General features: G+C 41.1%; 9 protein-coding genes. 7 read left to right on the top strand and 2 right to left on the bottom strand.

Annotated elements, in window-relative coordinates; genetic code table 11:
* Window position 1: 1 nt before the first annotated feature.
* The 7 genes from K8P02_RS12530 (at window position 2) to K8P02_RS12500 (ending at window position 8,027) form a co-directional block, all read left to right on the top strand.
* Window positions 2-541 carry a DUF4924 family protein gene (locus K8P02_RS12530; RefSeq protein ID WP_002561070.1) on the top strand — a complete coding sequence of 180 codons (540 nt, stop codon included), beginning with the start codon at window positions 2-4 and terminating at the stop codon, window positions 539-541.
* Window positions 542-652: 111 nt separating this feature from the next.
* Complete coding sequence (rfbD, locus tag K8P02_RS12525; RefSeq protein WP_025867016.1) at window positions 653-1,507, top strand: dTDP-4-dehydrorhamnose reductase; 855 nt, start codon at window positions 653-655, stop codon at window positions 1,505-1,507.
* Between the two features lie 8 nt (window positions 1,508-1,515).
* Window positions 1,516-3,090: a peptide chain release factor 3 gene (locus K8P02_RS12520; protein WP_002561072.1), complete on the top strand. Its 1,575-nt coding sequence runs from the start codon at window positions 1,516-1,518 to the stop codon at window positions 3,088-3,090.
* Window positions 3,091-3,428: 338 nt separating this feature from the next.
* Window positions 3,429-3,689: an OadG family protein gene (locus K8P02_RS12515; protein WP_002561073.1), complete on the top strand. Its 261-nt coding sequence runs from the start codon at window positions 3,429-3,431 to the stop codon at window positions 3,687-3,689.
* 115 nt (window positions 3,690-3,804) lie between these two features.
* Complete coding sequence (locus tag K8P02_RS12510) at window positions 3,805-5,628, top strand: biotin/lipoyl-containing protein (protein ID WP_025867017.1); 1,824 nt, start codon at window positions 3,805-3,807, stop codon at window positions 5,626-5,628.
* A complete protein-coding gene (locus K8P02_RS12505; RefSeq protein ID WP_002561075.1) occupies window positions 5,628-6,863 on the top strand; it encodes a sodium ion-translocating decarboxylase subunit beta in 1,236 nt (411 codons plus the stop codon). Before K8P02_RS12510 ends, K8P02_RS12505 begins: the two co-directional genes overlap by 1 nt.
* A gap of 435 nt (window positions 6,864-7,298) precedes the next feature.
* Window positions 7,299-8,027, top strand: coding sequence for a nitroreductase family protein (locus K8P02_RS12500; RefSeq protein WP_025867018.1), 729 nt, complete (start codon window positions 7,299-7,301; stop codon window positions 8,025-8,027).
* A gap of 221 nt (window positions 8,028-8,248) precedes the next feature.
* Here K8P02_RS12500 and K8P02_RS12495 read toward each other — a convergent pair whose 3' ends face one another.
* Both K8P02_RS12495 and K8P02_RS12490 read right to left on the bottom strand, forming a co-directional pair.
* Window positions 8,249-12,514, bottom strand: coding sequence for a T9SS type A sorting domain-containing protein (locus K8P02_RS12495; RefSeq protein ID WP_025867019.1), 4,266 nt, complete (start codon window positions 12,512-12,514; stop codon window positions 8,249-8,251).
* Window positions 12,515-12,533: 19 nt separating this feature from the next.
* On the bottom strand, window positions 12,534-14,264 hold the full coding sequence (locus K8P02_RS12490; RefSeq protein ID WP_025867020.1) for a DUF5074 domain-containing protein: 1,731 nt from the start codon (window positions 14,262-14,264) through the stop codon (window positions 12,534-12,536).
* Window position 14,265 lies beyond the last annotated feature (1 nt).

Here is a 14,265-nt window from a genome sequence, read left to right as displayed (position 1 = left end):
GATGAAAATAGCACAGCAACTGAAAGAAAAGAATATTGCCGAATACCTTATATATATGTGGCAAGTAGAAGATCTGATTCGTGCCAATGGTTGTGACCTTGACCGGGTAGAACAAAACATTATTGCCCGTTATCCGGAAGAAGACCGTCCGGCATTGTGTGAATGGTATGGCAATCTCATCACTATGATGCGTGAGGAAAATGTCCTCGAGAAAGGCCATTTGCAAATTAATAAGAATATCATCATTAACCTGACAGATTTACATAACGCACTGCTTGCTTCCCCGAAATTTCCGTTTTATAATGCTGCTTACTTCAAAGCGCTACCTTTTATAGTAGAACTGCGCAGTAAAAGCGGTAAGAAGGAAGAGCCCGAACTGGAAACTTGTTTTGAAGCCTTGTATGGAGTCATGTTATTGCGTTTGCAAAAGAAAGAGCTGAGCGAAGGTACTACAAAGGCAATAGAGTCTATCAGTAGCTTTCTTTCGATGTTGGCAAACTACTATGATAAGGATAAAAAAGGAGAACTGGAATTAGAATAAAATAATGTGCCAATTAAATAATATGCCAATGTGTTAATTGGCTGTGCTGTAACGACGCGTCGTATGGTAATTGGTACATTGGCATATTAGCGCATTGAAAAATTATTGATTATGAATATATTGATAACCGGAGCCAACGGACAGTTAGGTAACGAAATGAAGGTACTTTCTGCGGAAAATACACAACACACTTATTTCTTTACGGATGTACAGGAACTCGATATCTGTAATGAAGAAGCGATTGAGGCTTTTGTTGCAGAGAATGAAATCGAATTGATTGTGAATTGTGCTGCTTATACTGCGGTGGACAATGCGGAAGACAATCGTGAGCTATGTGACAAATTGAACCATATCGCACCGGGATATCTTGCCCGTGCTGCCCAACGCCGGGGTGCGGCTATCATACAGGTGTCTACAGATTACGTTTTTGACGGAACGGCCCATATTCCTTATACAGAAGAAGAACCAACTTGTCCGGCCTCTGTATATGGCTCTACCAAACTGGCAGGTGAACAGGCGGTGATGGATGGTTGTGAAAAAGCTGTCATTATCCGTACGGCATGGCTCTACTCTATTTATGGCAATAACTTTGTGAAGACAATGATACGCTTGGGGCGTGAGCGCGAAGCGTTGGGTGTGATTTTTGATCAGGTGGGAACACCTACCTATGCCAATGATCTGGCACGTGCCATCTATGCCGTTATTAATAAAGGTATAGTGCGTGGTGTTTATCACTTTAGTGACGAAGGAGTGTGCTCCTGGTATGATTTTACAAAAACAATTCATCGTCTGGCAGGTATCACTACTTGCAAGGTGCGTCCGTTGCATACGACAGACTATCCCACGAAAGCGGCTCGCCCACACTATTCGGTGCTTGACAAAACGAAGATTAAAACCACTTTTGATATTGAAATTCCCCATTGGGAAGAGAGCCTTGCGCGTTGCATGGCACTATTGAATGATTAATTTATTGTATGGCAGATAATTCAGAAATACAGAGAAGGCGTACATTCGCCATTATTGCACATCCGGATGCCGGTAAGACCTCATTGACTGAAAAGTTGTTGCTTTTTGGTGGACAGATACAGGTGGCAGGTGCCGTAAAGAGTAATAAAATAAAGAAAACGGCTACATCGGACTGGATGGAGATTGAAAAACAGCGTGGTATTTCAGTAACTACCTCCGTGATGGAGTTCGATTACCGCGATTATAAAATTAACATTCTCGATACTCCGGGGCACCAGGATTTTGCCGAAGATACGTATCGTACGTTGACCGCTGTAGATAGCGTTATCATTGTAGTAGACGGTGCGAAAGGTGTGGAAACACAAACCCGCAAGCTGATGGAGGTGTGTCGTATGCGTAAGACACCTGTTATCATCTTCGTCAATAAGATGGACCGTGAGGGTAAGGATCCGTTTGACCTGCTGGACGAACTGGAAGAAGAACTAATGATTCAGGTTCGCCCGTTGTCATGGCCTATCGAACAGGGAGCCCGTTTTAAAGGTGTATATAATATATATGAGAATAAGTTAGATCTCTATCAGCCTTCCAAGCAGGTGGTGACAGAGAAGATTGCAGTAGATCTCAATAGTGAAGAACTGGACAACCAGATTGGTGCCACACTGGCAGACAAACTGCGTGGTGATCTGGAACTGATTGAAGGTGTTTATCCTGAATTTGATAATGAGACTTATCTGGCAGGAGATTGTGCACCTGTGTTCTTTGGTTCGGCATTGAATAACTTTGGTGTGCAGGAACTACTCAACTGCTTTGTAGAGATAGCTCCCAGTCCCCGTCCTGTACAGGCAGAAGAACGTGAGGTGGAACCGGATGAACCGAAGTTTACCGGATTTATCTTTAAGATTACCGCTAATATTGACCCGAACCATCGTTCGTGTATTGCTTTCTGTAAGATCTGTTCGGGTAAGTTTACCCGTAATGCTCCTTATCTGCATGTGCGTCATGGTAAAACGATGCGTTTTTCGTCGCCTACACAGTTTATGGCCCAGCGCAAGACTACAATTGATGAGGCGTATGCAGGTGACATTATTGGTTTGCCGGACAATGGTACTTTTAAAATTGGTGATACGCTGACAGAAGGTGAGCAATTGCACTTCCGTGGTTTGCCGAGTTTCTCGCCCGAAATGTTTAAGTATATTGAGAATGCCGATCCTATGAAGCAGAAACAACTGGCCAAGGGAGTTGATCAGTTGATGGACGAGGGTGTGGCACAGTTGTTCGTCAATCAGTTTAATGGACGGAAGATTATTGGTACGGTTGGTCAACTTCAGTTTGAGGTGATCCAGTATCGTTTGTTGAATGAATATAATGCGTCTTGTCGTTGGGAACCGATAAGCCTATACAAAGCTTGCTGGATTGAAAGTGAAGATGCCGAAGAGCTGGAAGCATTCAAGAAACGTAAATATCAGTTCATGGCAAAAGACCGTGAGGGGAGGGACGTATTTCTGGCAGACTCCAACTATGTATTGCAAATGGCACAGATGGACTTTAAGAAGATAAAGTTCCACTTTACCAGCGAGTTCTGAGTTCAGAGTTCACCACAGAGTGACATAGAGTTTCACAGAGTACTATTTTTCTAGTTGAAACGCGGATTAACGCAGATTAACGCAAAAACACAGGTGCAAAAGAACATCAGCACTTTAATCTGTGCTAATTCGCGTTAATCTGCGTTTTATCCGGATTGGTGAGCAGAACCGTAAATTGTCATAGTCCACTATTGCAAGCCTTATTATTCCTTGTTTTTCCTTCTCTGATCTTCCGATTTAGCTTTTTTTATTCTTTCCTGCCTTTATTTTTTCTTCTTTTATTGGTAATTTCGAGCGATTTTTTTTTGAAACCGATTAAATAACTAATAATTTATTATATGGAAAACTTAGAGACAGCGTTTCTGCTGATGGTAGTTGGTATGGCTACCGTGTTCGTTATTTTACTTATCGTCATTTATCTTGGTAAATTACTGATCTCACTCGTCAATAAATATGCTCCCGAAGAGGTAGTGTCTGTCAAACAGACTTCTTCGCAAGCTCCTGTGCCTATTCCTGGGAATATCTTAGCTGCAATTACTGCGGCTGTTAATGTAGTAACCCAGGGGAAGGGCAAAGTGACAAAGGTAGAGAAATTATAAATAATAGATTAATGTGCCAATTTGCCAATAGTATCGATTGGCTGCGCTATATGAGGGCTGTAATACACCGGCACGTTATTTAATTGACAAATTATCAAGACACAACTAAAAGAATATGAAAAGAGAAATCAAGTTTAGTCTGGTTTTCAGAGATATGTGGCAGAGTGCCGGAAAATATGTACCTCGTGTAGACCAGCTTGTTAAAGTAGCTCCTGCTATTATTGAAATGGGATGTTTTGCCCGTGTTGAAACCAATGGTGGTGGTTTTGAACAAGTGAATCTGTTGTTTGGTGAAAATCCCAACCGTGCTGTCCGTGAATGGACGAAGCCTTTCCATGAAGCCGGTATTCAAACCCATATGCTCGACCGTGCCCTAAACGGACTTCGTATGAGCCCCGTTCCTGCCGATGTGCGCAAACTCTTCTATAAAGTGAAAAAAACACAGGGAACAGATATTACCCGTACTTTCTGCGGATTAAATGATGTTCGTAATATTGCTCCTTCAATCACCTATGCCCATGATGCCGGAATGATTTCACAATGTTCACTTTGTATTACTCATTCGCCCATCCATACGGTAGAGTATTATACTAATATGGCTTTGGAGCTGATAAAGCTGGGAGCAGATGAGATCTGTATCAAAGATATGGCAGGTATCGGACGTCCTGTCTCTTTAGGAAAGATTGTGGCCAATATAAAAGCTGCATATCCTGATATTCCTGTGCAGTATCATAGTCATGCAGGACCCGGTTTTAATATGGCAAGCATTCTTGAAGTTTGCGAGGCAGGCTGCGATTATATTGATGTGGGTATGGAACCACTTTCCTGGGGTACCGGTCATGCCGATTTGCTTAGTGTACAGGCTATGCTGAAAGATGCCGGTTTCAAGGTACCTGAAATAAATATGGAGGCGTACATGAAAGTACGTGGCATGATTCAGGAATTTATGGATGATTTTCTTGGACTTTACATCAGTCCGAAGAATCGTCTGATGAACTCTCTGCTTATCGCTCCGGGGCTTCCGGGTGGTATGATGGGAAGCCTTATGGCCGATCTCGAAACGAATCTGGAATCTATCAATAAATATAAAGCTAAACACAATTTGCCTTTCATGACGCAGGATCAGTTGTTGATTAAGCTTTTCAACGAAGTAGCTTATGTATGGCCGCGTGTCGGTTATCCTCCTTTAGTGACTCCGTTCAGCCAGTATGTTAAGAATTTAGCTATGATGAATGTGATAGCTATGGAGAAAGGTAAAGAGCGCTGGGGTATGATTGCTGATGACATTTGGGATATGATACTTGGCAAGGCTGGACGTTTGCCGGGTAAATTGGCTCCTGAGATTATAGAGAAAGCAGAGCGTGAAGGTCGTAAATTCTTTGAAGGCGATCCGCAGGATAATTATCCGGATGACCTTGATAAGTATCGCAAGTTGATGAAAGAGAATAAATGGGAAACAGGTGAAGATGACGAAGAGCTCTTTGAATACGCCATGCACCCTGCACAGTACGAGGCTTATAAGAGTGGTAAAGCGAAAGAAGATTTCCTTGCAGATGTGGCTAAACGTCGTGCAGAACGAGATAAGTCGCCACAGGAAGATGCGAAACCCAAGACACTTACTGTGCAGGTAGATGGACAGGCTTATCGCGTTACTGTGGCTTATGGTGATACCGAACTTTCTGCGACCCCTGCCGCCGCAGTAGGTGAGGGTAAAGAGGTACTTTCTCCGTTGGAAGGTAAATTCTTCCTTGTAAAGAATGCACAGGAGACAGCATTGAAAGTTGGGGATACTGTAAAAGAAGGAGATGTACTCTGCTATGTGGAAGCTATGAAGACGTATAATGCCATTCGTGCCGAGTTTGGTGGTACAGTGACGGCTATTTGCAGTAATCCGGGAGATACAGTTTCTGAAGATGACATATTAATGAAGATAGGATAATGAACGAGATATTTGAAAACTTATATGATATGACTGCTTTCAGCAATATCATTGCCGAACCGCAGTTTCTGATAATGTACGCCATCGCTTTCGTTCTGCTCTATCTGGGTATTAAGAAACAATACGAACCATTGTTATTGGTACCTATCGCTTTCGGTGTACTGCTTGCCAACTTCCCGGGAGGTGATATGGGGGTTATTCAGGCCGATGAGAACGGTATGGTGATGGTGAATGGTGTGATGAAGAGTATTTGGGAAATGCCTTTGCATGACATTGCCCATGAGTTAGGACTTATGAACTTCATCTATTATATGTTGATAAAGACGGGATTCCTGCCACCTATTATATTTATGGGAGTGGGTGCGTTGACTGACTTCGGACCGATGTTGCGTAATCTGCATCTTTCTATATTCGGGGCAGCTGCCCAGTTGGGTATTTTCACTGTGTTGCTGGTAGCTATCCTGATCGGTTTTACTCCCCAGGAAGCGGCTTCATTGGGCATTATCGGAGGGGCTGATGGTCCTACGGCTATCTTTACCACCATTAAACTGGCTCCTCATCTGTTAGGTCCGATTGCTATTGCCGCTTACTCTTACATGGCATTGGTTCCGGTGATTATTCCGATGGTAGTTCGCTTGCTATGTTCTAAAAAAGAGCTGAGTATCAATATGAAAGAGGAGGAGAAGAAGTATCCTTCAAAGACGGAAATTAAAAATCTGCGGGTATTGAAAATTATCTTCCCGATTGCAGTGACTACAGTTGTCGCCCTCTTTGTGCCCAGTGCTGTGCCATTGATTGGTATGTTGATGTTTGGTAACCTTGTAAAGGAAATAGGCAGCAATACCTTCCGTTTGTTTGATGCTGCTTCCAACAGCATTATGAATGCTGCAACCATTTTCCTGGGACTTTCCGTAGGGGCTACCATGACTGCCGAAGCTTTCCTGAACTGGACTACTATCGGTATTGTAGTCGGTGGTTTCCTTGCCTTTGCCCTGAGTATTACCGGTGGTATCTGTTTGGTGAAGTTGTTCAACCTCTTCTCTAAGAAAAAGATCAATCCGTTGATTGGTGCTACAGGATTGAGTGCTGTGCCGATGGCAAGCCGTGTGGCGAATGAAATTGCTTTGAAGTATGATTCAAAGAATCACGTGTTGCAGTATTGCATGGCAAGTAATATTTCCGGAGTTATCGGTTCGGCTGTAGCTGCAGGCGTATTGATTTCATTCCTTGCCTGATATCCTTTACCTCTGTGTGAGGTTTGTGAGTAAGTTTAAGAATGCCTCCCTAAAGTTTTGTCTCAACTTTAGGGAGGCATTCTTGCAATAAGCAGAGAGTTTTACTCTTTTATGCCTGCTTCAATGTAATAGAATTTATGTTAATAATCTGGTCGGATGAAATACAGTTGACTTGTATTTATGTTATTAATGTGAGTCAGTAGTTGGATATTTGATAAACAATGGAGTGATGTGCCAATATGTCAATGTGCCAATTGGATGTGTTGTACCGATACTCTTTTGTATAGCGCGGCTAATTGGCACATTATTTGTACCTGTTTCTGCATGATTACTTATCAACATGAGGACGGGATATTATGTATCTGATACTATCAATAATAGTAAGAGTTGTTATGTAACAATTGAGTGAAACTAATTTAATAAATAGAGCATAAAATGAATTTAGAAGAGGTCTTGAACTTCCGTCGTTCCGTACGAGTTTTTGATAAAGAAAAACCAATAAAACCGGAAACGGTGAAACACTGTCTGCAATTAGCAACTTTAGCTCCCAATAGCTCGAATATGCAATTGTGGGAGTTCTACCAAATAACGAACCCCGAATTGTTAGCGGAGATTTCAAAAGCCTGTCTTGGGCAGTCAGCTACTGCTACGGCTTCAGAAATAGTTGTTTTCGTTACACGTCAGGATCTGTATAAAAAGCGTGCAAAGTCCGTTCTTGAATTTGAAAAAGGAAATATCATGCGAAATAGTCCGAAAGAACGTCAGGAGAAACGTATCAAAGACCGGGAATTATATTATGGAAAACTAATGCCTTTCATTTACGCCCGTTTTTGGGGAATCTTAGGCTTTTTGAGGGTAATACTGGCTAAGAGTATCAGCTTATTCCGCCCGATGATGCGGGAAGTTTCTGAAAGTGATATGCGTGTGGTCGTTCATAAATCCTGTGCACTTGCTGCACAAACATTTATGATTGCTATGGCAAATGAAGGATATGATACTTGTCCTTTGGAAGGCTTTGATAGCAAACGAATCAAGAAGTTACTGAAACTACCTCATGGTGCCGGAATAAACATGGTAATTCCTTGTGGAATACGAAATGGAAATAAAGGAATCTGGGGAGAACGGGGGAGAGTACCGTTCAATGAAATCTATCACAGAATGTAGTATACAGTATCCAAAATCTAAAAGGGGATAGTAAAAAAGAATTGCTTATAAAAGTATGTCGGGGATTCTCCATTATTTGATAGCAATATATGCTTATTGCTTGGTTATTTTGTAGATAGCTAAGAAATTTGACTATTGATTAGTGTTGAGTCCAAGTAAAAAGATGAGGGAAGGCCGATTATCGGCCTCCCCTCTCACTTTTTATATACGTTATAGTAGTTTTACTGCTTAATTACTTTTACAACTGTCTCTTTATACTTCAATAGATATGTTCCGTTAGCGAGTTGTGTAGTATTAACCGTATTTTCTCCAGCTTTCAGGTTGAATATCATTATACTTTGTCCTGCTACATTGTAGAGTTCAGCTGTTCCGTTTTCCTGAACACGCACTACAAGGTGATCTTTGAATGGATTTTGCAGAACCGTTACTATGCTGTTTGCATCGATTTGTGTATCTTCGATACCTACCGGAGCACTTACTTTAACGGCAAAACTTGTGTCTACATACTTTCCGCCGTATTCATACATGTAGTTATCTTCACTGAATGCTACTGTATAACGCAGCGTGATTTGTGCAGTTCCGGTTTGTCCTTTGCTTGTAATGAGGACAAGTGAATCTGTTGTAACATCAATGCTGTCTGTTATCAGGATCGGGTTGTCATTAGCTACTACAGTTTTGGTAAATGTCTTTCCCCAAGTGCTGGTCGAAGGATATTTGAATACATCTTTCAAACTGAGTCTTAGCGTATCTACTTTAGTAGTGATAGCCGTATCTTTCAGGGCATTGACTACTAATGGTTTGTAGATCTCCGGCGTAATCTTGAGTTCAACTTGACGGCTGGCAGATAGTCCGACATTGTCAATGGCTTCGACAGTGAAAGTTACGAGAGAGTCGCTATCTACATCACCGCGATAGAACATTTTCAGTTCGATATCACCGTTGTCTTTATAGCCTTTCACATTGAGCCAATCGTTATACTGCTCGATGCTTCTTACATAGATGGAATAGTTGTTTTCTTTGTCGGTAAAGGCCGATTTTTGTAGAGTATAACTACCCGGTTCCGTCGCACGATCGTAAGGAGTAGAACCGTATCCGACACTACCTTTCGAAACTTTCGGCGCTTCATTATCGGCAACGTCGTTCATCATTTGTAAGTTAGCTGGTGTTTTACCTAAATTATAGATATCCTTCTGTTTGTTGAAATCTTTGTCATAGATAGCCCCTTGGTAATAAGTTACATCTTGGTCGGCATATGCCACATAATAATTACCGTTTGTAGTATCACGTATTGCTTCGGTAGGATAGATACGTTGGCCTTCCATAAATGTTCCGTCAAGAATTTCGCGTTTTTTGGTATTGTAAACCGAGAAACCTTTGTAGTTTGATAATAGGATAGAATCTCCTGTCATCGGTTTGATGGCTGTAGGTACTCCTTCGAAGAATGCCTCAATACCTCCTGTAGGAATAAGTGTAGAAGTATTATTAGTAGTGTTGAATTCGAGGATGGAAGCCTCTTCTTCTTTTACCGGATCATAGGCACGAATACCGTAAATCATGTTATCCTTGGCTACGAGTGTACTGGTATTCAATCCTTTTGTATTGAGAGTTACTTCTTTTTCAAGTTCAAAAGTATTTAGATTGATGATACCCATAGCGCTCTTTTCTTCGTTACTGATGATGAGATACAAGTTATCGCCAACTACTACCATGTCTTGGATTGGTTTAGATAGTTTGATTGTCCGTACCAGTTCCATATCTGTCTTATAGTAGATGGATATGGTATATGTTTCATTTGCTGTATGCGATGAGGCTATCAGCAAGTTACGGGTGGTTAATAATTTATCTACAGTTGCTTTGTTGAGTGTCTGTACTTTGTGTGTACATTCAGCTCCAGGAGTGTTATAACGGTAGAGACTATCATTAGTAGCAATATATGTAAAGGCTCCATCTGCAGTCAGGGCATGGATACTGTCAGCTTTCAGACCAGCTATGATTGCTTTTGTTTCATTACTTTCGGGAACATAGGCTTTCACTATATTCTTATCTGCAAAGAGCAAACGACGACTGGATGCCAATACATCTGGTGCATAGATTACAGGTAATTTTAATGTTTTCTTTTGACCATAGTGAGTAACGTTGAAAGTTAGTGTATCTGTCAGGTATTCACCTTGTGAATACTGATAGTTCAGGGCATTTTTTGCAAGTGTGTAAACCTTCTCTGTAATACCTTTTACATCTTCCAAATAAATAGTTGAGCTATTTCCGGCAGTGAAGAGAGCGCTACTGGTTAATATTCCTTCAGGCTCGTAGTAAGCTATCTTGAGCGGATCGGAAATAGGTGTAATTTGGGGAATGTCGTTTACAATTACCAATATTGAATCTGATAATTCTGGATTGCTGGTAGAGTATACATGTAACATGGTACGTCCTACTTTTTTACCGTGGAAAGAACCGTTGTTGATAATTCCAATCTCCGGATTAGAGGTGGTCCATCTGAATTTTTCGTAAATGTAACGGTTTCGGTTACGTCCGTTTAATGATTCGCCACGGCTGTCTTCACACTGTGTTTCGATATAGATAGTTTCGCCTAATATCATATTTATGCTATCGTTGGATACCGTACTTGCGTTTCCTTCAATATCGATGACTACCTTTTTCAGATCGACTACATCTATCTGGATAGAATCATGTGGTATATCTTCCTTTTGGCTAAAATAAATCCAAGTACTACCGAGACCGGTAGCACTGAATTTACCTGTATTGTCAATAGTACCTACTGTATCGGTCGATAACCACCATTTTTGCTCTCCTTCGTGTATCGGACGTCCATTTTTGAATAAGAAACCTTCGTATTGGCATTCTTGTCCACGGATGACCTGCAACTGAGTGATACCGATATAGTTCAGATAATAATCTTTAGGAACGTAATCGGGCTCAGGAGTAGTGATGGCAACTCCCAAAACTTCTGTTGACCATTCTCCCAGCCATCCGGCATTGGCACTACCGGCACAATATACTTTTACAAAGTCCACATGATCCAATTCTACATGGTTACCGTCTTTGTCGACAGCCCAGCTGATATCGAAACCATCTGCTGCGTTACCTCTTTCATCATTATAATAAGGGTTACTGGCTATAGTTAAATCTGTTTTATTATAACCTCTGTTATCACAATATCCGAAAGCTGGTGCACGATAGAATTCGATATAACTAGGTGAACTCATGTCAATAGAGCTACGGATAATATTACCACTATATGTCAGAGAATCGCGGTCGCATTCGAAATCAAATGGATCCGGGAAATAAGAGTGAGAGTGGAACTGATTGCTTAATACGGCTCCGGATTCTCCCTTATCGGTAGTCCAGGGCACAGTATAACGTTTGTCATAACTTGGATTATAGTAAGTCATTTCTACGTTATGTTTGGTAGTACTAAGCCAATAGTCCGATCCTGCTAATTCGTACCATGGTTCGTCCGGATCTGGTATTCCGTTACCATTTAAGTCCTGACAGACTTGTACTGCTCCCGGTTCTGTCCATACACCATACAAATTGGCAACGAAAGAGTTACCTCTAACGGTAAAGTCTACTCCATAAGGATGGCGAGGATCATTTTTTATTGGCTGGTCGAATCCGTAGATTACGTATCCACCGAACGATCCCAGGCTAATCATTCCTCCCTGATTTCCTAATGTCTTTTCTGCTGAATTCTTTTGGGCGATACCTTCATTCGTGAATTGTCCCGGAGCTGGCATGAAAGCAATAACTTTTGATGCATAAGCATTTTTGTGGATGTTGAATTTCACTATTGCTGAAGACGATTCGCTGCCATCGGCCAATGTTACGGTGTACTTCAGTTGATCAAAAGAGTAATTCTCCAAATCGGCATTGGGGATATACTGGATAGTATCTGGTTTTGTAGTACCTCCGGAGAGGATAGTGGCAGTACCATATACCGGTTGTTCGTCAATTGTCAATGTCGCTGTATTTTTGGCATTGTTATCCATAAAGTTATCATTAAACAATACGGGTGCTTTACATGTCTGTCCTAAATCTACCACATAATTGTCATCTTTGGCTATCATTGATACAATGTCTATTTTTAATAGATTTTCGACTTTTACACCGTTATATTCCAAAATAACTTTCACATCTGCTTTGCCAGTCTTTTTAGCTTTTTGTTGCAGATAGAGTTGTTGTACTTTTCCATAATTGTAGTATTCATATCTATATAAGCCTACTACTGTCTCATCGGTATATTCGAAAGTGGCTGTTACACCAGCTTCATCTAAATTGGCTGTTTTATCCATTCCGTCGGGATAAACAAATAAATCGGTCATCGGGATATTGATGGTTACATCCCAACTCTTTCCGATATCTGTGAAGGAGTAATCCTTCGGCACAAACTGATTACTGGCAAAAGTCCCAGCTACATACAGCCACGATACGAGTATCGCAACTGTAACCCTAAGAGTAATTTTTCTCATGTTGTTTTTACGTTAATAATTAATAAATCACTTTGTATTTTTGATTATCTATATTCAGGATATATACTTGGCCTCCGGGCAGTCCGTCAATACTTTCTCCGGGTTCTATGGTTATGGAACGAACCTTTAGTCCCTGTGCATTATATATAGTTACGTTAGATGTCTTTTGCAAGCCTTCGATATGAATCTGCCCGTTTTGTTCGAAAACTCTGATTTCATCCGCTTCTTTAGTCATGATGCCCGTAGTAGTGGAATTAATGTGGAGTATTTTGTCTACAAACTTTCCGTTTGAGTTGAAACGAACAGTGACATCTGTACTACCTTTTTTTAGAGGAGTTAGTTTTAGTCGGTTGTTCTTTATGGTAGCGGTTACTATTTCATTATTGCTGACTGACAGGATTTTTTTGGTAATGGCAATATCCAGGTTGTCTTTGTCAGTAGCCATAGTTGCCAGGTCAATTTCTACCGGTTCGTCTTTCAGGGTTATATCTGCGAAATCTTTAACCTCGGGTGCATAAATATCCGGAAAGATAAACATAGCAGGAAACCAATAACGGCGAATAGGTTCGTACTCTTGCAATACCTCGCCGGTGTTACTCATTTGGTATACCCAATAATTTTGTATGTTATTGTCTATATAAAGGGCACCATACAGCTTGTCGTCAAGAGGATTAATGCGTATGCCCGCACCATAAAAGTATCGTCCGTCTTCGCTACTGTCGTAAATAAGCTGAAAGCTCCTCCGATTGATATCGAACTTATACATTTGGGAAGTGGTAAACCAACTCCATTTGCTTGCATTGAATGTGAAATATAACACGTTTTCGTGTGTACTGGCACAGAGCGAACCGGCTGTCCAGGCATACCAGGTTTGATTGATGCCTCCTTGCGTGATAGCGATAGATTCGGTCTCCAATGTACCCGGATCTATTCTTAACAGTTCCGTGCCTTCCCAACACTCGCCACTGGAACCGTTTTCGCCGTACGGGTATTTCTGATAATCCATGTTGGTATTTCTACCTACCCAAATATTCCCGTCTTTGCTTTGTACCATTGTGCTGAAACACCCTTCGATGATTTTTTCTACTTTGTCGGTTTCGGGATTGATGACCAGTACTCCTTTATCCTGTTGAATGGCAAATACATAATCCGAAGAACGTAACATCATGCCAATCTGGTTTTGATAGAGAGGACCTACTCCGTCGGAATTTATTTCATCACCGGTGATTAACGGATTTTCTGTTCCTTCGATTTGCCGGGTAATTTCAAAATTATTGAAATCAAGGATATAGATACCGTTGGAGGTTCCTACGTAGCCTTTTGTTTCATCAACTCCTACAAAACCACGTCCGTCGGCAATAGATTGCCCCTTTCCATTAACCATGATTAATGGAATTCGTTTCTTTATTTCCATTGTTTGTGCGTCTGCGACAACGACTCTTCCTCCCCGACGCCCACTTTTATCACCTCCATCCTGGTCTTGTTTAGAGATAACGTAAAGATTGTCTCCATACACTGTCCCGAATTGTGAAGTACATCCCAAAGATTGTCCGTTATTGGCATTATTATTCTGAATGATATAATATAAAAAAGGCTCATCTATATTGTCGGGCCGTATGAAGTTTAAAGTACTGTTGTTATGACCATACCAATCTTCATTCAATAAAAAAACTCCATCTTTATAACTCTGAGCTTGCAAGCCCATTGAAATATACATGGCTGTTAATAAATGTAATGTCTTCCGGTTCATA

The organism is Bacteroides nordii, from assembly GCF_019930665.1.
GTDB lineage: Bacteria > Bacteroidota > Bacteroidia > Bacteroidales > Bacteroidaceae > Bacteroides > Bacteroides nordii.
The sequence above is the reverse complement of the archived record's forward strand: the minus strand, read 5'-3'. Positions and strand labels throughout refer to the sequence as shown.